The sequence below is a fragment of the Brevundimonas sp. KH_058 genome (assembly GCF_057838505.1).
In genome coordinates, this window is the sequence record NZ_CM174469.1 from 2,478,625 (window position 1) to 2,500,704 (window position 22,080).

The window sequence follows — 22,080 nt, forward strand, 5'->3', positions numbered from 1 at the left end:
CCGATCATGACGGCTGCCCGATCTGTGATCTTGTTGAAAAACAATGCTCTGCATGAGCGGGGGCGGCGCGTGGCTGGGCAAGAACTGCGCGCGACAGTGCAGCGGTTGCCGGGTAGGGCGGGGGAGATGCGTCAATGTCGCTGAACTCGATCATGAACATCGCGACGTCGGGGCTGAAGACCGCCCAGGCCCAGTTGCGCGTCACCGCCGACAATATCGCCAACGTCGACACGCCCGGATACATCCGCAAGGTCGCCGACCAGTCCGCCGCCGTCACCAACGGCTATGGCTCGGGCGTCGATGTCACGCGGGTCCGTCTGGCGACCGACCGCTTCCTGCAGGCGGCGAGTTTGAGCGCGGGGTCGGACGCCGCGCGCCAGACCGTGCGTTACGAACTGTACGACCAGATCCAGAACCAGTTCGGCGATCCCAGCAGCGACAGCAACTTCTTCGCCCAGGTCGACAAGCTGTTCGCCAGCTACGCCACCCTGGCGGAAAGCCCGACCTCGTCCGCCGGCCGCCAGGACACGATCTACAAGACCCAGGCGATCTTCAACCAGGCCTCGGGCATCGCGGCCCAGATTCAGTCGGCACGTCAGGAGGCGGACGGCCGGCTGCAAAGCGCGATCGAGACCGTCAATCCGCTGCTGGAGCAGATCGCCAAGCTGAACAAGACCATCGCTTCCGGGACGGTCACCAATGAGGACGTGACCGGCGCGCAGAACGCACAACTCGGCCTGATCAACGAGTTGTCGAAATATATGGACGTGAAGGTCGAGGCCCGGTCGAACGGTGGCGTGACCCTGCGTACCAATGCCGGCACGACCCTGGTCGGCGAAGGCGCCGCGACCCTGTCCTATCAGGCGGCCGGCACGGTCGGCGCCATGACGGCCTTCTCCGACATCATGATCACCGAGCCCAGCGGCACGCGCTGGCCTCTGCTGGACGGGGTGTCGTCGGGGCAGATCAAGGGTCTGGTCGAAATCCGCGATGTCGATGCGCCGGCGGCTGCGGCGCGTCTGGGCGAACTGACCGCCAAGCTGGCGGACGAGTTGAACCGCGCCCACAACGCCAACAGCAGCGTGCCGGCGCCGACCCAGCTGACCGGACGCAACACGGGTCAGTCGCTGGAAAACGCCCTGACCGGCTTTACCGGAACGACGACGATCACGGCGGTCAATGCGGCCGGGGTGGTGCAGGCCTCGGCCCGGATCGTCTTCTCCAGCGCGACGATGACCGTGAATGGCGTCGCGGCCGATCCTTCGACCTTCCTCAGCGTGCTGAACGCCCAGATGGGCGGGGCGGCGACGGCCAGCTTCTCGGAAGGTCGGCTGCAACTGGACGGCGCGGGTGCAAACGGCGTCGCCATCGCCGACGATGCGACGTCCCCCAGCGCCAAGGGCGGTCGCGGCTTTTCGCACTGGTTCGGGCTGAACGATCTGGTCTCGACCAACACGCCCAGCTTCTATGAGACCGGCCTGACCCTGGCGTCGCCGCACGGCTTCGATCCCGGCGAGAGCCTGACGCTGCGTTTCGCCGGTGAATCGGGGTCGCGCCAGCGCGACATCACCGTCTCGGTCCCCGCCGGCACGGGCACGATGGGCGAGATGCTGGGCGCGTTGAACGATCCCATCACGGGCGTAGGGCGTTACGGCGCCTTCAGCCTGGATGCGGCAGGCAAGCTGTCGTTCAAGGCCTATGACCCCTCCGTCACCACCATGAGCGTGGTCAAGGACGGCACGACCCAGGACCCGTCCGGCGTATCGATGTCGCAACTGTTCGGCCTGGGCGCGACCGGATCGACGCGCGCCGAGGCCTATACGGTCCGCAGCGACATCCAGCAGGATCCCGGCAAGCTGGCCTTGGCGCAACTGAACCTGTCGGCGGCGGCGGGAACGCCAGCGTTGAGCAAGAGCGACGGGCGCGGCGGGCTCGTGCTGGGCGACGTGGGCAAGAAGAACGTCGCCTTCGGTGCGGCCGGCGGAAACTCGGGCGGGACCAAGACCCTGTCGTCCTATGCGGCGGACTTCGCCGGCGAGATCGGCGGCAAGGCCTCGGCGGCCAAGACCCGCAGCGAGACCGCGACCGCCCTGGCCAAGGAGGCGGACAGCCGCCGCACCTCGGCCGAAGGGGTCAATATGGACGAGGAGCTGGTCAATATGACCACCTTCCAGCAAGCCTATAACGCCTCTGCGCGCCTGATCCAGGCGAGCAAGGACATGTACGACGTTCTGATCGGAATCCTGCAATGACGCGCGTCGCCACGAGCGGAAACTACCAGTCGGCGCTTCTCAGCCTCATGAATGCGCAGAGCCGCGCCCAGCAGGCGCAGGAGCGGATCGACAGCGAGAAGATCGCCACCGACATGTCCGGCTATGGCCGGGGCGCCGAACAACTGACCAGCCTGACCTCGACCCAGGCGCGGCTGGAGGGTTTCATCTCCACCGGAGAAGCCGTGGCGGCGCGGTTGAGCGCGCAGGACTTGGCCATGAGCCGCATCTACGAAGGCGGAACCGGCGCGCGCGAAGCCATCGCCACCAGCATGGCGGCGGGCAATATCACCAACCTGATGACCGAGCTGGGCCTGCAGTATCAAACGGTCCAGGGCGGACTGAATGCCGAGCACCAGGGATCCTATCTGTTCGCGGGCGGTCAGGGCGACATCGCTCCGGCGACGGCGGGAACCATGGCCGATTTGGCGACGGCGCCGTCGGTCGCCTCGACCTTCGCCAACGACACGCTGAAGCAGAAGTCGCGCATCGACGAGAAGACGACGGTCGAGACCGGCTTCCTGGCCAGCGAGATCGGCGGCCCGTTGACGGAGGTGTTCCGCAACATCCAGGCCTTTCAAAACGGCACGCCGGTCACGGTGGGGGGGGTGACCTATACGCCGGCCGGGGCCGGAACCCTGACCGGCCAGCCGAACGCCGACGTCACCGCCTTTTTGAAGGCGCAGCTTGGCGAGATGGACAAGGCAAACATCGGCTTGACCAACCAGACCGCCAAGAACGGCCTGATCCAGAACCATGTCGAGGCGGCGCTGGACTCGCAGGAGGGCCAGAAGACGGCCCTGCAGAAGATGATGCAGGACAAGTCCGGCTATGATCCCGCGCGCGCGATCACGGACCTGCAGATGGCTCAGGTGGCGATTGAGGCCTCGGCCCAGATCATCAACTCGCTGAAGAATACGTCGCTGTTGAATCTACTGCGTTAAGCGGCGGCATTAAAAAAGAAAACGGCTACGCTGGACCGATCACCGTGCGAGAACGTATCATGAACAATGGCTCGTCTCGATCTGCGTCGAAAACTGTCCGTTCTCGCTGATGCGGCGAAATACGACGCCTCATGTTCGTCGTCGGGAACGTCGAAACGGAACTCGGTCGGCGGCAAGGGAATCGGCTCGACCGAGGGGATGGGCATCTGCCACGCCTATACGCCGGACGGGCGGTGCATCAGCCTGCTGAAGATTCTGCTGACCAACTTCTGCATCTACGATTGCGCCTATTGCATCAATCGGGTGTCGTCGAACGTGGAGCGAGCGCGGTTCGATGTGGACGAGGTCGTCGACCTGACGCTGAACTTCTACAAGCGGAACTATATCGAGGGGCTGTTCCTGTCGTCGGGCATCATTCGGTCGGGCGATTATACGATGGAGCAGCTGGTTCTGGTGGCCAAGACCCTGCGCGAGGTTCACGATTTCCGCGGCTACATCCACCTGAAGCTGATCCCCGAGGCCGATCCCAAGCTGGTGGAGATGGCGGGTCTGTATGCCGACCGTCTGTCGGCCAATATCGAACTGCCGCGTGACGAGGCCCTGGCCCGACTGGCGCCCCAGAAGGACGTCGGCGTCATCAAGAAGGCGATGAGCCAGGTGCGGTTGGGCGTCGAGGCGGCCAAGCCGGGCAAGCGCGACAAGATTAAACCGCCGAAGTTCGCGCCGGGCGGTCAGAGCACTCAGTTGATCATCGGCGCCGACGGCGCGCCGGACACCGAGATCCTGGACCGCAGCGCGTCGCTGTACGGCGGCTATGGCTTGCGGCGGGTCTATTATTCAGCGTTCAGCCCGATCCCGGATTCCAGCGCCATCCTGCCGTTGTCCAAGCCGCCGCTGATGCGCGAGCACCGCCTGTATCAGGCCGATTGGCTGATGCGGTTCTATGGGTTTTCAGCGCCCGAGATCGGCGAGGGGGCGACGGGCGGGATGCTGGACCTGGCGGTCGATCCCAAGCTGGCCTGGGCTTTGAACAAGCGCGAGCAGTTTCCGGTCGATGTGAACCGGGCTTCGCGCGAGATGCTGCTGCGGGTGCCGGGGCTAGGCGTGAAGGCGGTGGACCGGATCGTGTCGGTGCGGCGGTATCGGACCTTGCGGCTGGAGGATGTCGGGCGGCTGACGCGGTCGGTGGCCAAGATCAGACCTTTCATCACGGCCTTGGATTGGACGCCGGGCGGGTTGACGGATGCGGCCGACCTGAGGGCGCGGGTGACCAGCCGCACGCCCGAGCAATTGAGCCTGTTCTGATGGCGATCGCGACGCTGGACAGCGAGACGGACTTCGACGGCTGGCGCAAGGCCGCGCGGGCGTTCCGGTTGGCTGGGGTGGAGCCGGCGGCGGCGCGGTTCGTGGTGCACGGCGGGGAGGAGCAAGGGGGATTGTTCGATGAGCCGACCGCCGCGCACCCCACTTTATGGGCTGTCGAGCGGCAGGAATTCAGCGTCCCCAAAGACTTCGTGGATCTGGCCCAGAACCTGATCCTGCACCGATCTGCCGACCGGTTCGACCTGATGTATCGGCTGCTGTGGCGGCTGCGGGACGAGCCCGATCTGATCAAGGTGATCTCAGACCGCGACATGGCCGACGCGTTGGAGCGGGCCAAGAACGTCAGTCGGGCGTCGCACAAGATGAAGGCCTTCGTGCGCTTTCGTCAGGTTCACGATGATCGCGGCGAGGCCTGGGTGGCGTGGTTCGAACCACCGCATCGGGTGCTGGAAAAGACCGCGCCCTTCTTCCAGCGTCGGTTCACGACCATGCGGTGGTCGATCCTGACGCCGGATGGTTCGGCCTTCTGGGACGGCGAGACCTTGCGGTTCGGTCCGCCCGCGACGCGCGATATGGCGCCGGCCGAGGACGAGATCGAGGATTTCTGGAAGACCTACTACGCCTCGACCTTCAATCCTGCGCGCCTGAAGGTGAAGACCATGCAGGGCGAGATGGCCAAGTCCTATTGGAAAAACCTGCCCGAGGCCGCCCTGATACCGGAGTTGATCGCCGCCTCGTCGGTTCGCACCGAGACCATGGTCGCCGCGCCCGCGCCAGAACCCAACCCGCGTTTCGCGCGTCTGACGGCGCCGGACCTCCATGCCGCGCGGCCGGACGCCGAGGCCGTGCCTGACAGCCTGACAGATGTGGTGGACGGCATTCAGGCCTGCCGCCGTTGCCCCCTGTATCGTGATGCGACCCAAGGGGTGTGCGGCGAGGGACCAAAGACGGCGCGACTGATGATCGTCGGCGAACAGCCGGGCGATCAGGAGGATCTGGCCGGTCGCGCCTTCATCGGGCCGGCGGGGCAGGTGCTGGATGCGGCTCTGGCCGAGGCCGGCATCGACCGGTCCGATGTCTATGTCACCAACGCCGTCAAACACTTCAAGCACGAGCCGCGCGGCAAGCGCCGTCTGCACAAGACGCCGAATGCGGGCGAGGTGCAGGCCTGCCGTTGGTGGCTGGATGCGGAGCGGCGGTTGATCAAGCCCAGGGTGGTGCTGGCTCTGGGTGCGACGGCCGGCCTGGCGTTGTTGGGGCGCAAACCCGCCGTGATGCAGGAACGCGGCGCGCCGATCGCGCTGGAAGATGGATCGAGCGCCGTCCTGACTGTCCACCCCTCCTATCTGCTGCGTCTGCCGGATGCGGAGGCCAAGGTCCAAGCGCGGCGGCTGTTCATCGATGATCTGGTCGCGGTTCGGCATCGTATGGATTGATCCGAGAACGAATCCCGTTCGGCCGCGTTTGGCATCAGCGCCAGCGTGACAGTTGGGAAAAAACGAATGGGGGAGGCGGTCTCGACACGGTCGAACGACAAACATCCGCGCGAATGTCATCGCGCGTTGACATCGTCTGCCGGCTTGACCATTAGCGCGGTAGGGATTTCGGCTGTCTTGAGAGGCGGCCTGGGGAAGATCGCGATGTCCGACCGGTCGTTCGAGGCCCGATGAACCAGCCGCAGTATGAAATCGTCGATGCGGACGGCGCGGCGAAGCTGCGCCTGTCCGGCGACTGGACGACGACGGCTCTCGGCCGTCTGCCAACCGAGCTGAGCCGCGATCTGGAAGGGCGCGAGATCGCCAGCATCGACACCGCCGACCTGGGCCGGTTCGATACGGCCGGCGCCCTGGCCCTGGTGCAGGCCTCCAGCGGCCGTCTTTCCAAAAGCCAGTGGAAGGATCGGCCCGAGGCCGGTCGCATCTATCACATGATCGAACTGCTGGAGCGCGAGAGCGCCCCGGCGCCGAAACGCCCCAGCGCCTTCATCCGCACCTTCGCCAAGATCGGCCGGGGCGTCTATGATTTCGGCGCCGAGGCCATGCTGTCGCTGGCCTTCCTGGGGCGGTTGATGGCCGCCGTGGTCGAGGCCGCCAAACATCCCGGCGGCATTCGTTGGCCCGCCTGGGTCAGCCAGGCCGAGCGCGCCGGTCTGGACGCCATCCCCATCGTCATGATCACCAACTTCTTCATCGGGGCTGTGGTCGCCTTCATCGGCGTGGACCTGCTGACCGACTTCGGCGCCCAGGTCTTTGCGGTGCAGCTGATCGGCGTGGCCATGTTCCGCGAGTTCGCCGTGGTGATCGCCTCGGTCCTGCTGGCCGGGCGTTCGGCGTCCGCATTCGCGGCCGAGATCGGGTCCATGCGGATGAACCAGGAAGTCGACGCCATGCAGGTCATGGGCGTCAATCCGTTCCAGGCCCTGGTCATCCCGCGCGTGGCGTCTCTGGTATTGATGCTGCCGCTGCTGACCTTCATGGGCATGATCGGCGGTCTGATGGGCGGTCTGGTGGTGTGCTGGACCTCGCTCAACCTCGGTCCCGCCTTCTTCTTCCAACGCCTGGTCGAGGACGGGACCATGGCCCAGCACATGATGGTTGGCCTGGTGAAGGCGCCAGTCTTCGCCCTGGTCATCGCCGCCATCGGCTGCCGTCAGGGCATGTCGGTCGCCGGCGACGTCGAGAGCTTGGGACGCCGTGTGACGGCCGCCGTGGTGCAGGCCATCTTCGCCATCATCCTGCTGGACGCTGTGTTCGCCCTGGTCTTCCTGGAGCTGAACATATGACCGACGCACCAGAAAACCTGATCGAGGTGCGCGGCCTGCTGAGCCAGTTCGGCGACCGGACCATCCACGAGAACCTGGATCTCGACCTGGTGCGGGGCGAAGTCATGGGCGTGGTCGGTGGATCCGGCGCGGGCAAGACCGTGCTGCTGAACACCATCATCGGCTTGAAGGAGCCCGAGGGCGGCTCGGTCAAGGTGCTGGGCTACGACCGCGCGACCCTGACCGACGATCAGTCGGCGGACATCGAACGCCGCACCGGCATCCTGTTCCAGCAAGGCGCGCTGTTCTCGTCGCTGAGCGTGCTGGAGAATGTCGCCTCGCCCCTGGTCGAGCACACCAAATTACCCAAGGCCGTCATCTATGAGCTGGCAGAGTTGAAGATCGCCATGGTCGGTCTGAAGCCCGAGCACCATCACCTGAAGCCTGCCGAACTGTCGGGCGGGATGAAGAAGCGCGCCGGCCTGGCGCGGGCGCTGGCGCTGGATCCGGAACTGGTGTTCCTGGACGAACCAACGGCGGGGCTGGACCCCATCGGTGCGGCCGCCTTCGACGACCTGATCCGGCAGCTGGCGGACGACCTGGGTCTGTCCGTCTTCATGATCACTCACGACCTCGATACGTTGTACGCCATCTGTGACAAGGTGGCGGTGCTGGCGGACAAGCGGGTCGTGGAAAAGGCCACGGTGCAGGAGCTGGAACGCTCCGACCATCCGTGGATCAAGGAATACTTCTTGGGGCCGCGCGGTCGCGCAGCCACCAAGACGGCGGCCTGAGGAGAGCCGACTATGGAAAGAGACGCACATTACGCCGCGGTCGGGATCGCCACCGTCTGCCTTCTGGCGGCGCTGGCGGTGTTCACCATCTGGCTGGCCCGGCTGCAGTTCAACAGCGATTACGACATGTACGACATCGTCTTCTACGGACCGGTGAACGGTCTGTCCGAAGGCGGCGAGGTGCATTTCAACGGCATCCGCGTCGGCGAGGTCACCGATTTGAACATCGACACCAAGCGTGGCGACCAGGTCATCGCCCGGGTGCGTGTGGACGGCACCACGCCGGTTCGCGTGACCTCGCGCGCCCAGCTGGAGCCGCAGGGCATCACGGGCCTGAACTACATCCAGATCACCGCCGGCTCGCCCAACAGCGCCCTGCTGAAGGACCAGTATCCCGACAATGTCGTGCCGGTGCTGCAAAGCCAGCCGTCGCCCATCGCCGAGCTGCTGAGCGGTTCGGGCACGGTGCTGGCCCAGACGGTGGATGCCCTGAACCGGATCAACCGCGTCATGTCCGACGACAATATCCGCAGCTTCTCGACCAGCGTGAAGAATGTGGAATCCCTGACGACCGAGCTTGAAGCCCGCAAGGCCATCTTCCAGCAACTGGAAGAGGCTGTGACCAACGCCAATGCCGCAGTGAAGGAATATCAGGCCCTCGCTGTGGACACGCGTCAGATCATCAATACGGACGGTCGCCAGGCCATCGCCAACATCAACTCGGCGACGGCGGAGGCCCGCACGGCCATCGCATCGGCCAACCGGTCGATCAGCGGGCTGGAGCGTCCGCTGGGCGATTTCACCACCAACAGCCTGCCGCAACTGAGCGGCACGATCGAAGAGCTGCAGGACGCCACGCGTTCGCTGCAATCCCTGATCGACGATGTCCGCGCCAGCCCGCGCGACTTCATCGGTCGTCCCCAATCCAAAGAGCTGGAGGTGCAGCCGTGATCCTTCGTCCTGTCCTTCGAATGGCGGCAGCCGCAGCAGTCCTGACGGCCCTGAGCGGGTGCGCCCTGCTGTCGACCCCCGACCCGGTGCAGAACTATCGGTTCGGCCTGCCGGTCGAGGCGCCGTCGGCCGTGGGCGACACGCCCGCGCCATTGACGGTCTCGATCCGGCGCATCGAGTTTCCACAGGCGACCGGCGATGACCGCATCCTGGGCGTCACAGGTCTGGAGACGGCCTACATCGGCGGCGCGCGCTGGGTGTCGCCGGCCTCGACCCTGTTCGACGACAGCCTGAAGGCCGCCTTCGCCAACCGGGCCGACCGGATCCGCGTCCTGGGCCGTCGCGAAGCCGGCACGCCGCCCTTGGTGTTGCAGGTCACGGTCACGACGTTCGAGGCGCGTTACGCCGCGCCGGGCGCCGTGCCGGACGTGGTGGTTACGGCGCGCGCACAACTGCGCTCAACGCCTGAACGGCGAGCCGGGGCGACCGGGGCCATTCGCCCGGAGGAAGGGCGTTCGGTTGAACGGGTCTTCACGGTGATCCAGCCAGCCGGCGACAATCGCGTGTCGGCCATCGTGGCGGCGTTCGATACGGCCACGCGCGATATCAATACCCAAATCGCCGACTGGACCATCAGCTCCGCCAACTGACGGCCGGTCGGCCTTCATCCCAGGGCCGCAGGACGCAGGCCTGCGGATGCGCTAGGCTGGCTCCGAATCTGACCCGGAGTTGTCATGAGTTTTTCCGCCACCGACGCCGCCTTCGAAGGCTTTCGGGTCGTTCGCCGTCATCCGGTCGTGGCCCTGGCCTGGGGCCTGGTCTATCTGCTGATGTATGTCGTCATGTTCGGCCTGGGCGCCGACAAATGGGCGGCCCTGATGGCGGCGGGCGAGGCGTTGGAACAGTCGGCCAATCCGTCGATGGCGGACTTCCAGGCCCTGGGTCAGGTCTATGCCGGCGCGCTGGCCTGGGCGGCGCCGGCCGGGCTGTTGATCGGCACGGTGTTGAGCGCCGCCGTCGCACGATCGGTCCTGCGTCCTGAAGAGTCGCGCTGGGGCTATGTCCGCGTGGGCATGGACGAGGTGCGCGTGCTGGTCGTCAGCCTGCTGGTCAGCATCATCGTTGGTCTGGCTTCCGGCGTGGGTATGGCATTGGTGGGCGCCGCCATCGGGTTCGGCTCCGCATCCGGCCAGCCCCTGATGATCCTGGCGGGCGTGCTGCTGGTCTTCGCTGTCTTCGCCCTGATCGTCTGGCTGGCGATCAAGTTCAGCCTGGCCGTGCCGATGACCGTGGATCGCCGCAAGATCACGCTGTTCGAATCCTTTGGCGCCACCAAGGGCCATTTCTGGGCGCTGCTGGGCATGGCCGTCATCGCGGTCATCATGTACCTGATCGTCAGCATCCTGGGCATGATCATCGGCGCGGCGACCGACCTGATGACCGGCGGGATTCAGACCCTGGCCCGCTACGACGGCGTGGGAACGATGCAGATCCTGGCCCAGGCCTGGCCGGCCCTTCTGCTATCCTCGGTCGTCAACGCCTTCCTGTCGGCCCTGCAGTTGGCCGTGCTCTACGCGCCCTTCTCGGCGGCCTGGGCGGCATTGAAGCCGCGCTGAGCAACTTCCCCTCCATCGCCGTCGAGTCCCGGCGGCGATGGAGACAAAGGCGGCTAGGCGGAAGCCTTCGCCCGCTTCTTCTTGGCCGGTTCGCCGACCGATCCGCCCAAAGCCGCGACCCGCGCCTTGCGGCGGGTCTCGTGCCGATCAAGCACCTCATTGAGGTATTTCCCGGTCCAGCTGGCGTCATTGTCCGCCACCTGTTCGGGCGTGCCGACTGCGACGATCTCGCCGCCGCCGTCGCCGCCCTCGGGGCCGAAGTCGAGCAGATAGTCGGCCACCTTGATGACATCGAGATTGTGCTCGATCACCACGATGGTGTTGCCCGCCTCGACCAGCTCCTGCAGCACCTCAAGCAGCTTGCGGGTGTCCTCGAAATGCAGGCCGGTCGTCGGCTCGTCGAGGATGTAGAGGGTCCGGCCGGTGGCCCGTTTCGACAGTTCCTTGGACAGCTTGACCCGCTGGGCCTCGCCGCCCGACAGGGTGGTCGCCGGCTGGCCCACCTTGACGTAGCCCAGCCCGACCCGCTCCAGCGTCAGCATCTTGTCGCGGATCGGCGGTACGGCCTTGAAGAAGGTCGCCGCTTCCTCGACCGTCATATCCAACACGTCCGAGATGGACTTGCCCTTGAAGACGATCTCCAGCGTCTCTCGGTTATAGCGTTTGCCCTTGCAGACGTCACAGGTGACATAGACGTCGGGCAGGAAGTGCATCTCGATCTTGATGACGCCGTCGCCCTGGCAGGCCTCGCAGCGGCCGCCCTTGACGTTGAAGCTGAACCGGCCGGGGCCATAGCCGCGAGCCTTGGATTCCGGCAGGCCCGCATACCAGTCGCGGATCGGGCCAAAGGCGCCGGTATAGGTCGCCGGGTTCGAGCGCGGGGTGCGGCCGATGGGCGACTGGTCGATGTCGATGACCTTGTCGAAATGCTCCAACCCCTCGATTCGGTCGAAGGGTGCGGGGGCTTCTGACGCATTGTTAAGGCGACGAGCGGCGGCCTTGTACAGGGTCTCGATGGTGAAGGTCGACTTGCCGCCGCCGGACACGCCGGTGATGCAGGTGAAGACCCCGACGGGGATCTCGCCCGTGACGCTCTTCAGATTGTTGCCGCTGGCGCCGCTGATCTTCAGCATCCGCTTGCGGTCGATCGGACGGCGACCGTCGGCGGGGATCTCGATCTCGCGCTCGCCCGTCAGATATTTGCCGGTCAGGGACTTGGGATTGGCCATGACCTGGGCCGGCGTGCCCTCGGCGCAGACCTCGCCGCCGTGGATGCCGGCGGCCGGGCCCATGTCGATGACATAGTCGGCGGTCAGAATGGCTTCCTCGTCATGCTCGACGACAAGGACCGAGTTGCCCAGGTCGCGCAGCCCTTTCAGGCTTTCCAACAGGCGGGTGTTGTCACGCTGGTGCAGGCCGATAGAGGGTTCGTCCAGCACATAAAGGACACCGGTCAGGCCTGAGCCGATTTGCGACGCCAAACGAATGCGCTGGCTCTCACCGCCCGACAGGGTGCCCGACGCGCGAGACAGCGACAGATAATCGAGGCCGACGTTATTGAGGAACCGCAGCCGGTCGCCGATCTCCTTCAGAATGCGCCGGCCGATCTCCATCTGCTTGTCGCTGAGCGCCTCGGGCAGGCCCTGGACCCAGTCATAGGCCTTCTTGATCGACAGGGTGGAGATGTCGGCGATGTCCTGGGCGCCCACCTTGACCGCCAGGGCTTCGGGCTTCAGCCGCTTGCCGTGGCAGGCGTCGCATGGGGTCTCGGACTGATAGCGGGCCAGTTCCTCGCGCACCCATGCGCTGTCGGTCTCGCGCCAGCGGCGTTCCAGGTTCGGCAGCACGCCCTCGAACGGCTTGGAGACCTCGTATTTGCGGGCGTTATCGTCGTAGGTGAATTTGATCTTCTCGGCGCCGGTTCCATACAGAATCGCCTTGTGCGCCTGAGCCGGAAGCTCGCGCCACGCCACGTCCATCGAGAAGCCGTAGTGGCGGCTGAGCGACTGCAGCGTCTGGGTGTAGAGCGGAGAGGGGCCGCGCGCCCAGGGGGCGACGGCGCCCTTGTGCAGTGTCTTGTCGCGATCCGGGATCACCAGGTCGGCGTCGAAGGCCAGCTTGACCCCAAGGCCGTCGCAGACCGGGCAGGCGCCGAACGGATTGTTGAACGAGAACAGCCGGGGCTCGATCTCGCTGATCGTGAAGCCCGAGACGGGGCAGGCGAACCGCTCCGAGAACAGCAGGTTGCGCGGTGCGGTCTCGCCCTCGGCCGTGCTCGCCCATTCGGCGTTGGCGATGCCGTCGGCCAGGCCCAGGGCCGTCTGCAGACTGTCGGCGTAGCGGGCTTCCTGGTCAGGCTTGGTGACGATCCGGTCCACGACGATATCGATGTCGTGCTTGAACTTCTTGTCCAGCGTCGGGGCTTCGTCGATCGGATAGAATTGCCCGTCGATCTTCAGCCGCTGGAAGCCCTGACGCTGCCACTCGGCGATCTCCTTGCGATACTCGCCCTTGCGGCCGCGCACGACGGGGGCCAGCAGCAGAATGCGCTCACCGTCGGGCAGGGCCACCAGCTTGTCGACCATCTGGCTGACGGTCTGGCTCTCGATCGGAAGGCCGGTCGCGGGCGAATAGGGCACGCCGACCCGCGCCCACAGCAGGCGCATATAGTCGTGGATCTCGGTCACCGTGCCGACGGTCGAGCGCGGGTTCTTGGACGTCGTCTTCTGTTCGATGGAGATGGCCGGCGACAGGCCCTCGATCAGGTCCACGTCCGGCTTGCCCATCAGCTCCAGGAACTGGCGCGCATAGGCCGACAGGCTCTCGACATAGCGACGCTGGCCCTCGGCATAGATGGTGTCGAACGCCAGGGACGACTTGCCCGAGCCCGAAAGCCCGGTCATCACCACCAACTGTTCGCGCGGAATATCGAGGTCCACACCCTTGAGATTATGCTCGCGGGCGCCGCGAACGCGAATGAAGTTGTGCTTTTCGGTCATGCTGTCCGGAGAACGCGGAGGAGGGCCGGTCGGGTCCGGCGCGACATCGCTATATGGGGATGAATCGCAGGATTGAAGCAAGAACATTGTGGGAACATTGCGGCGTCCGGAAGGCTGGGTTATCGTCGCCGCATGGCCGATGGTTTCGACATCCACCTGAACGAGGATCAGGCGCGCCGGCTGAAGGCTGCGGCCGAGGCGGCAGGCGTGGATCCGACCGCCTATGCTCTGCAAGCGCTGGAAGGCGTGATGGGCGATATCAGCATCGCAGGCGTCAGCGAATACCCGGCGGCTTGGGTCGCGGAGGACGCCGAACGCTGGGCGGAATATGAGCGGACGGGGGAGACAATTCCGCTTGAGGACGCGCTGGCCGCCTTTGATGCCGCTTTGGACGAGAAGCTGCGCGCGAAGGCGAGATGAAGTTTGCCGTCGTCGTGCTTCCGTCTGCGGAACGGGATTTACTGCGACTGACCTCTTTCCTGGCTGAAGCGGCGCCTTCGGCCGTAGAGCGAATGCGGGCGGTGTTGAAGGCAGCGCTACGGTCGCTGTCCGATATGCCGGACAGGGGGCAGAAGATCGACGATAGGGACCGGCGACTTAAGGCGCCGTTCGGCGAAGGCGCCTATGTCATCATCTATCGGGTCGAGGTGCGGCGGGTAGTCGTCTCGCATATCTTCCACTCTCGTGAAAATTGGCGGGCCTGACCTATTCCGGCGACCAAGCCTTTGTCGGCCGGACGAACCGCTCGCCCTTGGTTAGGATGACGCCGCTGGCGGTGGCGACGCCCAGTTCCAGGCTTTCGGCGATGCGGCGGGCGCGTTCGATGAAGTGATTGGCGGCGACGAGCGGGCACAGGGCGCGGGCGGTCTCGACGAAGAACTCCAGCCAGCGGTCGAAATGGCGGGCGTCGATGGGCAGGGGCAGGTGTTTGGGCATGGGCCGGCCCTGATAGACGCCGGTGGACAGGGCGACCGACGACCAGAACAGCTTCATCTGCGCCAGATGCGGCGCCCAGTCGGTGATGCGGGCCGCGAAGATCGGGCCGATCAGGGCGTCGTCGCGGACGCGGGCGTAGAAGGCTTCGACCAGGGCGTCGATCATGGTCTCGTCAATGCCGGTCTCGTCACGCAGACGCTGGACTGCGGCATCACGACGCTCGGCGGCGCCGGCTGGATCTTCGATGCGGAAGCGGCTTTGCATCGTCGCCGTTTACCCGGCGCAATCCTATTGGTCGAGGAAGTCGCCGGCGTTGAAGGTCAGGACGCAGATCGCGTCGTCGCCGGTCGCGTCGGTCGAGCAATAGTCGACGCTGAACAGGTTGGCTTCGGCCTTGGCGGTGGACCGGAAGGTGCGGCCGTCGCGCTGGAAGGCCGAGCTGATCTTGTCGCTCCACGGCGCGAGCGCAGCGGCGAAGGCGGTCGCGGGTGCGCCAGTGCATGTGAACACCAGCAGTTCAGCGCCTTCGCCATTGTCCGTGCGGCGATAGGCGCCCGCTGCGGCAGCTTGTTCCAGACAGGCGGCGTAAAGATGGGCGTTTCGAGTCGGCTCCTGAGTCGGAACGGCGGTATAGTTCGGGGGCGCAGGCGGCGTGTCCGGGACGCTGGCGCAAGCGGCCGACGCCATGGCGGAAACGAGCGAGAGGCAGACTAGAGGCTTCATCGAGGGCTCCTGACGGTCAAGCTTCTCACGCGGCCGTGTTCGACACCAGACTTGCGCATTGCAGGATTACGACCCATCCTCCTTGTTCTGACGCGTTTTGCAGAAGGTTTGACGATCATGATCATCGCATTGGCCACCGGTTCCGCCCTGTCCGCCATGCTGCTCGTGATCCTCAATGCCAACCAGCCAAAGCCGAAACGCGTCCCCGTCCGCACGCGCGACACTCGACAAGGTCGCCGCCAGGACGCCTGACGGCGTAACCCTATTCGATAATCTGAGCCTGACGTTCGGCGCCGAGCGCACGGGCGTCGTCGGCCGCAACGGCGCGGGCAAGAGCACGCTGCTGTGCCTGATCTCGGGCGCTGCGACGCCGGCCGAGGGCGCGGTGGCGCGCGCCGGGTCGGTGGGTGTGCTGGATCAGCGCTACGACCCTGAGCCGAACGAGACGGCGGCGCAGACTTTAGGCGTAGCGCAGGATCTGGCCATCATTGCGCGGGTGCTGGACGGCGAGGGGACGGCCGACGATCTGGCCGAGGCCGACTGGACGCTGGAGGTGCGGCTGGGCGAGGCTCTGGCCGCCGTGGGTCTGTCGGGGGTGGCGCTGGATCGGCTGACCGTCAGCCTGAGCGGGGGCGAGCAGACACGTCTGAGGCTGGCGGGCCTGATGCTGGCGCGGCCGGATCTGATCCTGCTGGACGAGCCGACCAATCATCTGGACGTGGAGGCGCGGGCGCTGGTCGCCGAGGTGATCGGGCGTTTGGACGGCGGGGCCGTGGTGGTCAGCCATGACCGCAACCTGCTGCGTCGGATGGACCGGATCGTGGAGGTGTCAGGCCTGGGCGTGGCGATCTACGGCGGCGGCTATGACCTGTATGTCGCGCGAAAGGCGGCTGAGCGCGACGCGGCGGAGCGGGGTCTGGTCGAGGCCGAGCGCGATGTTGCGCGGGCGGGCGCCGAGGCGCAGAGGCGAACCGAAACCAAGGCGAAGCGCGACGCGGCAGGGCGGCGCAAGGCGGCCAAGGGCGATCTGCCGAAAATCCTGCTGGGCGCCCGAGCCGAGCGGGCCGAGAACAGCGGCGGGCGCGACCGGCTGCTGGCAACGCGACAGGCCGAAGCGGCGCAAGGTGCGCTGGCAGCGGCGCAGGAGCGGGTTGAACGGACGCGGGCGCTGGCCATCCCCATGCCGACGACGGGATTGGCGGCTGGGCGAACTGTCTTGGTGCTGGATCAGGCATCGTGGGCGACGCCGGAGGGGCGACCCGTCGTTGGGCCGATCGACCTGAGGCTGGTCGGGCCGGAGAGGGTCGCGGTGACCGGGGCGAACGGGGCGGGCAAGACGACCTTGTTGCGGCTGATCACAGGCGATCTGGAACCCACGGCCGGGTCCGTCGAGCGGCCGGTGCGGGCGGTCCTGCTGGATCAGGAGGCGGCGATCCTGAAGCCGGACGAGACGCTGGTCGAGGCGTGGCGGCGGCTGAACCCGCAAGGGAGCGTCAACGACGCCCAGGCGGCGCTGGCGCGGTTCCTATTTCGCAATACGGCGGCCCAGCGCCGGGTCGGCGACCTGTCAGGCGGGGAACGGCTGAGGGCGGCCCTGGCCTGCGTCATGACCGGCACGACGCCGCCGCAACTGCTGGTGCTGGACGAGCCGACGAACCATCTGGATCTGGACGCCATCGCGGCCGTGGAGGCGGCGCTGACCGCCTATGACGGGGCGCTGATCGTCGTCAGCCACGACGCAGACTTCCTGGCCGCGTTGGAGATCACGCGCACCTTAGCCCTGTGATCCGACTTGGACTCCAAGTCAGAAAAAATAGTCCAACGAGTCTAACGAGTCCAACTTCTGGATGGATTTGAGTTTTCAAAGACCGAACGGATCATCATCGCACGGCTTGACCCCAAGACAGGTCGATTGTCGATGGTCGAAGTCAAGTCTCTGATCCGTCTAGGCTTTGCTGACAGAAATGGGATGGCTAGGCCACGGATGTCGCCTCCAGCCGTCAGCCCCAGGCTTCGACGGCGCCCTTGCGACGGACCATCGAGGGGCTGGTGAGCTGTGTGCGCGGTTCGGCCTCGGCGCGGCCGAACAACCAGCCTTGGCCATATTCGACGTCTGCGGCCTTCAGCTCGGCGGCGACCCCGTCGGTCTCGATCATCTCGGCGATGGTTTCCAGCTTCATCGAGCGGCACAGTTCGACGATGCTGTGCAGCATGGCCTTGGACCGTTCGTCCGTCTGGATGTCGCGCACGATGGCGCCGTCGATCTTGACCGCATCGACCGAGAGTTTGCGCAGATAGTCGAAGGCGGCGGCGCCCGCGCCGAAGTCGTCGATACAGACCTTGATCCCCGCTTCGCGCAGGGCGGCCAGACGACGGTCGGCGGCCTCGATGTCGGCGAGGGCCGAGGTCTCGGTGACTTCCACCATCAGGCGTCGACGTTCCTCGGGTGCGCTGGCGGTCATGCGCAGAAGCTGTTCGACATAGGTGTCGTCGCCCAGGGAGGCGCCGGAGACGTTGATCGCCATCTTCAGCAGGCCGGCGCCCGACTGACGCATCCGCTTCAGCACCTTTTCCGCCACGGCGAGATCGAAGGACTCGATCAGATCCAGCTCCTCGGCCATGCGGATGGCGTCTGCCGGGCCGGTATTTCCGTTGAAGCGGGTCAGGGCCTCGAAATGGTGGACGGCGCGGGAGTCGAGGTGGACGATGGGCTGATAGTGGACCTGGAACTCGCGCGACTTGACCAGGCTGCGGAAGGTCTCGGCGTCGCGGAAGGTGCGCTTCAGCGAGTCCGCGAAGGCGATCTGCGGATTGATCAGGCCATCGCCCTTGAGGCAGCCCTCGATGGCGAACCGCATGGCGCGCAGGACGCACAGCGAGTCCGATCCGGGCGGCACCGGCGAACTGAAGGCTTCGGCGCCGAGCGAAAGGCCTTCGGCGCGGCCGGCCTCGATGATCTCTGCGGCGATGTCGCGGCGGTCGTTGGCGGGACGCAGCAAGGCGAAACGCACGCCGGTCAGCTGGGCCGCGCCCGAACCGTCGATGGCCGCTGATTGCAAGGTCGCCTCGATGCGGCGGTTCAGACGGTCGGCGGCGTCGCCGCTGACGTTCTCCAGGCCGCGAATGTCCAGGAAGGACAGGGCGAGGTCCGTGTTGGCCTCCAGCACCCGCCCGGCGTCGGCCAGGAATTCTTCCGCCTCCAGCAGAGGGCGGGTTTCAAGATCTTCGAGCGCGAAGGCCGGGCCTTCATAGGAGATGGCGCAGGACACGGCCGGCGCCATCTGTGGCAGGACGAAGGCGCGAAAAGAGGCGCGACGCACGCGGTTGGGACCTGCCGCCACGAGGATGGCGGTCGAGGGAATACGCACGCCGGACTTCATATTGGCCAAGGCCGTCAGGGTGGATGCGCCGTCGTGCAACAGATCGAGCAGCGGTCGGCCCGTCCAGGTCGCGCCGGCGTCCTCGCCCGCCGACGCTCCAGCGCCGATCGCAAAGGAGACGACGCCCTTCGGGTCCACCTCGACCAATGTGTCGGCGGATGCGAAGGCCAAGCCTAGCAGGCGGGTGGTCAGCGTCATGAAGCCATGCTGACACGCAGTCGCTTAAAAAATAGGCAATAATCCTTAGCACGCGAACCGTGATTTGCGGCGTCGGCGACGTCGCGGCCTCAGGCCATCCGGTTGATGGCGACGGCGCGTCCGTCGCCCAGCGCCGCGCGGCCGTCGGCTGCATAGGCGGAGGCCGGTGTGCGGGCCGCCGTCACCTCTGCCGCGATGGCGCGGACCAGACCTTCGGAAATCTGACGGGCGGCGTCGACGGCGCGACCGTGGCGGGTCAGCACGGCGTCGAAGTCGCGTGTGGCGTGGATCAGGGTCTTGCGGTCATCCAGCGGCGCGCCGCTCAGTAGGGCCGGGTTCGCCTTTACGTGGGCGGAATCGCGACGATAGAGATTGGCCATCTCCTGGGTTTCGGCCAGGCCTGAGGCCACGTCCTGAGGGCGGCCATCGGCGAAGGCGAGAGTCTCCGCTTCCAGGCGTTCGGTCAGGCGCAGCGTCAGCGCGGTCAGTTGGCGCACACGCGCCTGTGCCAGTTCTGTGTCGCTCATTGCCGCCCCTCCTGCATCTTCAGCATTTCGGCCATGACGGTGTTGCTCAGGCCAATGCCGCCGGCCTTGACCGTGTTCTTGGCCATTTCATCCAGCATGAAGCTGCGCCAGGTCGCCTCTCCCTGACCACCGCCGAACAGGCCGTCGGTCGACAGCCCCTCGAACATCGGTTTCAGCATCTGCGAGATGAAGGTGGCCTCAAAGGCCTTGGCGGTTTCCTCGATCTTGTCGCGGTTCGGCGCCGTGGGCGCGGCGGCGGCGGGACGCAGCAAATCGGGGGAGACGGTCAGGTCGCTCATGTTCACATCACCTCAATGTCGGCCTGAAGGGCGCCGGCGGCCTTGATGGCCTGAAGAATGCTGATCATGTCGCGCGGGCTGACGCCCAGGGCGTTCAGGCCGTTGACCAAGGTGGACAGGCTGGCCCCGCCGCCGACCATGCGCATCTGGGTGCCCAGGTCCTCTTCGACGCTGACCTGGGTGGAGGGGACGACGGCGGTTTGGCCTCGGCTGAAGGGCGCCGGCTGGCTGACGATCGGCTGTTCGTCCACCGAGATGGTCAGGTTGCCCTGGGCGATGGCGACGCGCGAGACGCGCACCGCGTCACCCATGACGATGACGCCGTTGACCTCATCGATGATGACCTTTGCAGGGGTGTCGACGCTGACGGCCAGGTTCTCGATCCGGCTGATGAAGCCCGCCATCCCCAGTTCGCCGGGCGCGCGCAGGGCGACGACCGTGCCGTTCTCGGCCAGGGCCGAACCGGGATAGGCGGCGTTGACGACGGCGGCGACGCGCTGGGCCGTGGTGAAGTCCGGGTTGCGCAGGTTCAGGCGCACCTCGTTCATGTTCGCCATCTGGAAGCCGGTCTCGCGTTCGACCAAGGCGCCCGAGGCGATACGGCCGGCGGTCGGCACGCCGCGCGTCACCGACGAGCCCGAACCACCCGAGGCCGAGACGGCGCCGGTCTGGACCGAGCCCTGAGCCACCGCATAGACCTGACCGTCCGCGCCCTGAAGGCTGGTGACGACTAAGGAACCGCCCAGCAGGCTTTTCGCGTCGCACATGGAGGCGACCGAGACATCGATGCGCGAGCCGGGCGTGGCGAAGGCGGGCAGGTCGGCCGTGACCATGACGGCGGCCATGTTCTTGGTGTTGGCGTTGGCGCCGCGGATATTGACGCCCAGCCGCTCGGTCATGCCTTCCAGCGACTGGCGGGTGAAGGGGCAGTTGCGTAAGGAATCGCCCGTGCCGTTCAGCCCCATCACCATGCCGTAGCCGACCAGTTGGTTGCCGCGCACGCCCTCGACGGCGGCGATGTCCTTGATGCGGGACTGCGACTGGGCCAGCGCCGGACCGGCCGCAGCGGCGACGGCGAGCGTCCCGATGGCGGCGGCGGCAAGGCGGGCAAGAAGATTTTGCATCGGTCAGGCGTCCACGCAAGGTTACGCCTGCATCCTTGCGAGGATCGTGCCGAATAATTAACGATGTGAATTCAATGCAGGCGGGCTTTGCAGCGAAAGGGAAGCGGCAGGATTTGCCGGGGCGTTAACCAAACAGTCACCGCCGCCCGTCATGCATGAGGTCATGACGCGGAGCACCTACGCATGAAGGTTGTCGGCCCCAACGGCGTCAGCACGCCCGCGAGCACACGCGCGACGCGATCCGCCAGCGGCTTTTCGCTGGGCCAGGCGCCGGCTGCGGCGTCGTCTTCGGCGGCGACGGCCAGCGCTGCGACCGGCGGCGTTTCCGACGTGTCGGCTCTTATGGCCTTGCAAGGGATCGAAGGGCCGCTGGAGAAGCGTCGCCGGGCGATCCGACGGGGCGGGGGCCTGCTGGACCGCCTGGAAGAACTCAAGCTGGCGCTTCTGACCGGCGACGCCGATGAGACCTCGCTGGATCAACTGGCGCGAACCCTGCGCGAGGAACGCACCGACGACGGCGACGAAGGGCTGAGCGCCCTGCTGGACCAGATCGACCTCAGGGCCTCGGTAGAGCTGGCGAAGGCCGAAATGCGCAATAAACGCGGCTGAGGTGGAAAAATCGCCTAATCTCAGAACGCTAAGCTTGGTCAGTGAGTGACATTTGTCACTGTAAGCCCTCGGATCGCCATAATCGGATCACGGATTCGAGAACCACATTGCCGCGACTCGACAGGCTGATTATACGGCCTTCTGCGCCACAGGGGGGCGCGTTAGAGAGCGTGAGATCGATGAACGCTTTGGCGTCCGTTGTGTCCGACGAAACCGGCCCGTATCGGCCGTCTGACAGCGAGCCGTTCATGAACGAACGGCAACAAGCCTATTTCAAGAAGAAGCTGCTGGCCTGGAAGGATGACATCCTTCGCGAGTCCAAGGGCACGGTGGTCAATCTGAAGGCCGAGACCGAAAACCACCCCGATCTGGTGGATCGCGCGTCATCGGAATCCGATCGGGCTCTGGAACTGCGCACCCGTGATCGCCAGCGCAAGTTGATCTCCAAGATCGACGACGCCCTGCGCCGGATCGAGGACGGTTCCTACGGCTATTGCGAGGATACGGGCGAGCCCATCAGCCTGGGTCGTCTGGAAGCCCGCCCGACGGCGACCCTGTCGGTCGAAGCCCAGGAACGCCACGAACGCCGCGAACGCGTCCACCGCGACGACTGACCTTGAGCCCTT

Annotated in this window: 21 protein-coding genes; 14 read left to right on the forward strand and 7 right to left on the reverse strand. The window is 66.0% G+C overall.

Going from position 1 to position 22,080, the window contains the following annotated elements; all coding sequences use genetic code 11:
• The first annotated feature begins 152 nt into the window (after positions 1-152).
• The 9 genes from flgK (at position 153) to AC3ISA_RS12230 (ending at position 10,659) form a co-directional block, all read left to right on the forward strand.
• Positions 153-2,252: a flagellar hook-associated protein FlgK gene (gene flgK / locus AC3ISA_RS12190; RefSeq protein ID WP_489178087.1), complete on the forward strand. Its 2,100-nt coding sequence runs from the start codon at positions 153-155 to the stop codon at positions 2,250-2,252.
• The gene (locus AC3ISA_RS12195) at positions 2,249-3,214 is read left to right on the forward strand and encodes a flagellin (protein ID WP_489178088.1); all 966 of its coding nucleotides are present in this window, start codon (positions 2,249-2,251) and stop codon (positions 3,212-3,214) included. The genes flgK and AC3ISA_RS12195 overlap by 4 nt, the downstream gene beginning before the upstream one ends.
• Positions 3,215-3,280: 66 nt before the next feature.
• Positions 3,281-4,519, forward strand: a complete 1,239-nt coding sequence (locus tag AC3ISA_RS12200) for a putative DNA modification/repair radical SAM protein (protein WP_489178089.1) — start codon at positions 3,281-3,283, stop codon at positions 4,517-4,519.
• Positions 4,519-5,973, forward strand: coding sequence for a UdgX family uracil-DNA binding protein (locus AC3ISA_RS12205; RefSeq protein ID WP_489178090.1), 1,455 nt, complete (start codon positions 4,519-4,521; stop codon positions 5,971-5,973). The genes AC3ISA_RS12200 and AC3ISA_RS12205 overlap by 1 nt, the downstream gene beginning before the upstream one ends.
• Before the next feature lie 230 nt (positions 5,974-6,203).
• Positions 6,204-7,319, forward strand: coding sequence for an MlaE family ABC transporter permease (locus AC3ISA_RS12210; RefSeq protein ID WP_489178091.1), 1,116 nt, complete (start codon positions 6,204-6,206; stop codon positions 7,317-7,319).
• Positions 7,316-8,092 carry an ABC transporter ATP-binding protein gene (locus tag AC3ISA_RS12215; RefSeq protein WP_489178092.1) on the forward strand — a complete coding sequence of 259 codons (777 nt, stop codon included), beginning with the start codon at positions 7,316-7,318 and terminating at the stop codon, positions 8,090-8,092. Before AC3ISA_RS12210 ends, AC3ISA_RS12215 begins: the two co-directional genes overlap by 4 nt.
• A gap of 12 nt (positions 8,093-8,104) precedes the next feature.
• A complete protein-coding gene (locus AC3ISA_RS12220) occupies positions 8,105-9,043 on the forward strand; it encodes an MlaD family protein (protein WP_372694527.1) in 939 nt (312 codons plus the stop codon).
• On the forward strand, positions 9,040-9,693 hold the full coding sequence (locus tag AC3ISA_RS12225) for an ABC-type transport auxiliary lipoprotein family protein (protein WP_489178093.1): 654 nt from the start codon (positions 9,040-9,042) through the stop codon (positions 9,691-9,693). Before AC3ISA_RS12220 ends, AC3ISA_RS12225 begins: the two co-directional genes overlap by 4 nt.
• Positions 9,694-9,777: 84 nt before the next feature.
• Positions 9,778-10,659, forward strand: coding sequence for a hypothetical protein (locus AC3ISA_RS12230; RefSeq protein ID WP_372694531.1), 882 nt, complete (start codon positions 9,778-9,780; stop codon positions 10,657-10,659).
• A 53-nt stretch (positions 10,660-10,712) separates the two neighbouring features.
• Here AC3ISA_RS12230 and uvrA read toward each other — a convergent pair whose 3' ends face one another.
• Positions 10,713-13,658 carry an excinuclease ABC subunit UvrA gene (uvrA, locus tag AC3ISA_RS12235; protein WP_489178094.1) on the reverse strand — a complete coding sequence of 982 codons (2,946 nt, stop codon included), beginning with the start codon at positions 13,656-13,658 and terminating at the stop codon, positions 10,713-10,715.
• 132 nt (positions 13,659-13,790) lie between these two features.
• Between uvrA and AC3ISA_RS12240 the strand changes: the two genes are divergently transcribed.
• Both AC3ISA_RS12240 and AC3ISA_RS12245 read left to right on the forward strand, forming a co-directional pair.
• Positions 13,791-14,078: a hypothetical protein gene (locus AC3ISA_RS12240; protein WP_489178095.1), complete on the forward strand. Its 288-nt coding sequence runs from the start codon at positions 13,791-13,793 to the stop codon at positions 14,076-14,078.
• A complete protein-coding gene (locus tag AC3ISA_RS12245) occupies positions 14,075-14,362 on the forward strand; it encodes a type II toxin-antitoxin system RelE/ParE family toxin (protein WP_372694537.1) in 288 nt (95 codons plus the stop codon). Before AC3ISA_RS12240 ends, AC3ISA_RS12245 begins: the two co-directional genes overlap by 4 nt.
• Position 14,363: 1 nt before the next feature.
• On the opposite strand, the gene AC3ISA_RS12250 is transcribed toward AC3ISA_RS12245, so the two are convergent.
• Complete coding sequence (locus AC3ISA_RS12250; protein WP_489178096.1) at positions 14,364-14,858, reverse strand: group III truncated hemoglobin; 495 nt, start codon at positions 14,856-14,858, stop codon at positions 14,364-14,366.
• Between the two features lie 24 nt (positions 14,859-14,882).
• Positions 14,883-15,317 (reverse strand): hypothetical protein, encoded by a 435-nt coding sequence (locus AC3ISA_RS12255; RefSeq protein ID WP_372694541.1) that lies wholly within the window; start codon positions 15,315-15,317, stop codon positions 14,883-14,885.
• Positions 15,318-15,492: 175 nt separating this feature from the next.
• Between AC3ISA_RS12255 and AC3ISA_RS12260 the strand changes: the two genes are divergently transcribed.
• A complete protein-coding gene (locus tag AC3ISA_RS12260; RefSeq protein WP_489178097.1) occupies positions 15,493-17,103 on the forward strand; it encodes an ABC-F family ATP-binding cassette domain-containing protein in 1,611 nt (536 codons plus the stop codon).
• Between the two features lie 214 nt (positions 17,104-17,317).
• Here the strand turns inward: AC3ISA_RS12260 and AC3ISA_RS12265 are convergent, their stop codons facing one another.
• From AC3ISA_RS12265 to AC3ISA_RS12280, 4 genes are all read right to left on the reverse strand, one after another.
• Positions 17,318-18,895: an EAL domain-containing protein gene (locus AC3ISA_RS12265; protein ID WP_489178098.1), complete on the reverse strand. Its 1,578-nt coding sequence runs from the start codon at positions 18,893-18,895 to the stop codon at positions 17,318-17,320.
• A gap of 89 nt (positions 18,896-18,984) precedes the next feature.
• Positions 18,985-19,422, reverse strand: a complete 438-nt coding sequence (locus AC3ISA_RS12270) for a flagellar basal-body protein FlbY (protein ID WP_489178099.1) — start codon at positions 19,420-19,422, stop codon at positions 18,985-18,987.
• Entirely contained in the window at positions 19,419-19,721 is a 303-nt protein-coding gene (locus tag AC3ISA_RS12275) for a rod-binding protein (protein WP_346495873.1), read from the reverse strand. Before AC3ISA_RS12275 ends, AC3ISA_RS12270 begins: the two co-directional genes overlap by 4 nt.
• 2 nt (positions 19,722-19,723) lie before the next feature.
• On the reverse strand, positions 19,724-20,845 hold the full coding sequence (locus AC3ISA_RS12280) for a flagellar basal body P-ring protein FlgI (RefSeq protein ID WP_372694549.1): 1,122 nt from the start codon (positions 20,843-20,845) through the stop codon (positions 19,724-19,726).
• A gap of 183 nt (positions 20,846-21,028) precedes the next feature.
• Here AC3ISA_RS12280 and AC3ISA_RS12285 point away from each other — a divergent pair, with 183 nt between their 5' ends.
• Positions 21,029-21,454 carry a flagellar assembly protein FliX gene (locus tag AC3ISA_RS12285; protein ID WP_489178100.1) on the forward strand — a complete coding sequence of 142 codons (426 nt, stop codon included), beginning with the start codon at positions 21,029-21,031 and terminating at the stop codon, positions 21,452-21,454.
• 179 nt (positions 21,455-21,633) lie between these two features.
• Positions 21,634-22,068, forward strand: a complete 435-nt coding sequence (gene dksA, locus AC3ISA_RS12290; protein ID WP_346495876.1) for an RNA polymerase-binding protein DksA — start codon at positions 21,634-21,636, stop codon at positions 22,066-22,068.
• Positions 22,069-22,080 lie beyond the last annotated feature (12 nt).

Coding starts and splice junctions, on each gene's coding strand:
- AC3ISA_RS12270 (WP_489178099.1), bottom strand. CDS start 19,422: ATGAGCGACACAGAACTGGCACAGGCGCGTGTGCGCCAACTGACCGCG.
- AC3ISA_RS12260 (WP_489178097.1), top strand. CDS start 15,493: ATGCCAACCAGCCAAAGCCGAAACGCGTCCCCGTCCGCACGCGCGACA.
- AC3ISA_RS12230 (WP_372694531.1), top strand. CDS start 9,778: ATGAGTTTTTCCGCCACCGACGCCGCCTTCGAAGGCTTTCGGGTCGTT.
- dksA (WP_346495876.1), top strand. CDS start 21,634: ATGAACGCTTTGGCGTCCGTTGTGTCCGACGAAACCGGCCCGTATCGG.
- AC3ISA_RS12240 (WP_489178095.1), top strand. CDS start 13,791: ATGGCCGATGGTTTCGACATCCACCTGAACGAGGATCAGGCGCGCCGG.
- AC3ISA_RS12285 (WP_489178100.1), top strand. CDS start 21,029: ATGAAGGTTGTCGGCCCCAACGGCGTCAGCACGCCCGCGAGCACACGC.
- AC3ISA_RS12210 (WP_489178091.1), top strand. CDS start 6,204: ATGAACCAGCCGCAGTATGAAATCGTCGATGCGGACGGCGCGGCGAAG.
- AC3ISA_RS12220 (WP_372694527.1), top strand. CDS start 8,105: ATGGAAAGAGACGCACATTACGCCGCGGTCGGGATCGCCACCGTCTGC.
- uvrA (WP_489178094.1), bottom strand. CDS start 13,658: ATGACCGAAAAGCACAACTTCATTCGCGTTCGCGGCGCCCGCGAGCAT.
- flgK (WP_489178087.1), top strand. CDS start 153: ATGAACATCGCGACGTCGGGGCTGAAGACCGCCCAGGCCCAGTTGCGC.
- AC3ISA_RS12245 (WP_372694537.1), top strand. CDS start 14,075: ATGAAGTTTGCCGTCGTCGTGCTTCCGTCTGCGGAACGGGATTTACTG.
- AC3ISA_RS12250 (WP_489178096.1), bottom strand. CDS start 14,858: ATGCAAAGCCGCTTCCGCATCGAAGATCCAGCCGGCGCCGCCGAGCGT.
- AC3ISA_RS12275 (WP_346495873.1), bottom strand. CDS start 19,721: ATGAGCGACCTGACCGTCTCCCCCGATTTGCTGCGTCCCGCCGCCGCC.
- AC3ISA_RS12255 (WP_372694541.1), bottom strand. CDS start 15,317: ATGAAGCCTCTAGTCTGCCTCTCGCTCGTTTCCGCCATGGCGTCGGCC.
- AC3ISA_RS12265 (WP_489178098.1), bottom strand. CDS start 18,895: ATGACGCTGACCACCCGCCTGCTAGGCTTGGCCTTCGCATCCGCCGAC.
- AC3ISA_RS12200 (WP_489178089.1), top strand. CDS start 3,281: ATGGCTCGTCTCGATCTGCGTCGAAAACTGTCCGTTCTCGCTGATGCG.
- AC3ISA_RS12195 (WP_489178088.1), top strand. CDS start 2,249: ATGACGCGCGTCGCCACGAGCGGAAACTACCAGTCGGCGCTTCTCAGC.
- AC3ISA_RS12205 (WP_489178090.1), top strand. CDS start 4,519: ATGGCGATCGCGACGCTGGACAGCGAGACGGACTTCGACGGCTGGCGC.
- AC3ISA_RS12215 (WP_489178092.1), top strand. CDS start 7,316: ATGACCGACGCACCAGAAAACCTGATCGAGGTGCGCGGCCTGCTGAGC.
- AC3ISA_RS12280 (WP_372694549.1), bottom strand. CDS start 20,845: ATGCAAAATCTTCTTGCCCGCCTTGCCGCCGCCGCCATCGGGACGCTC.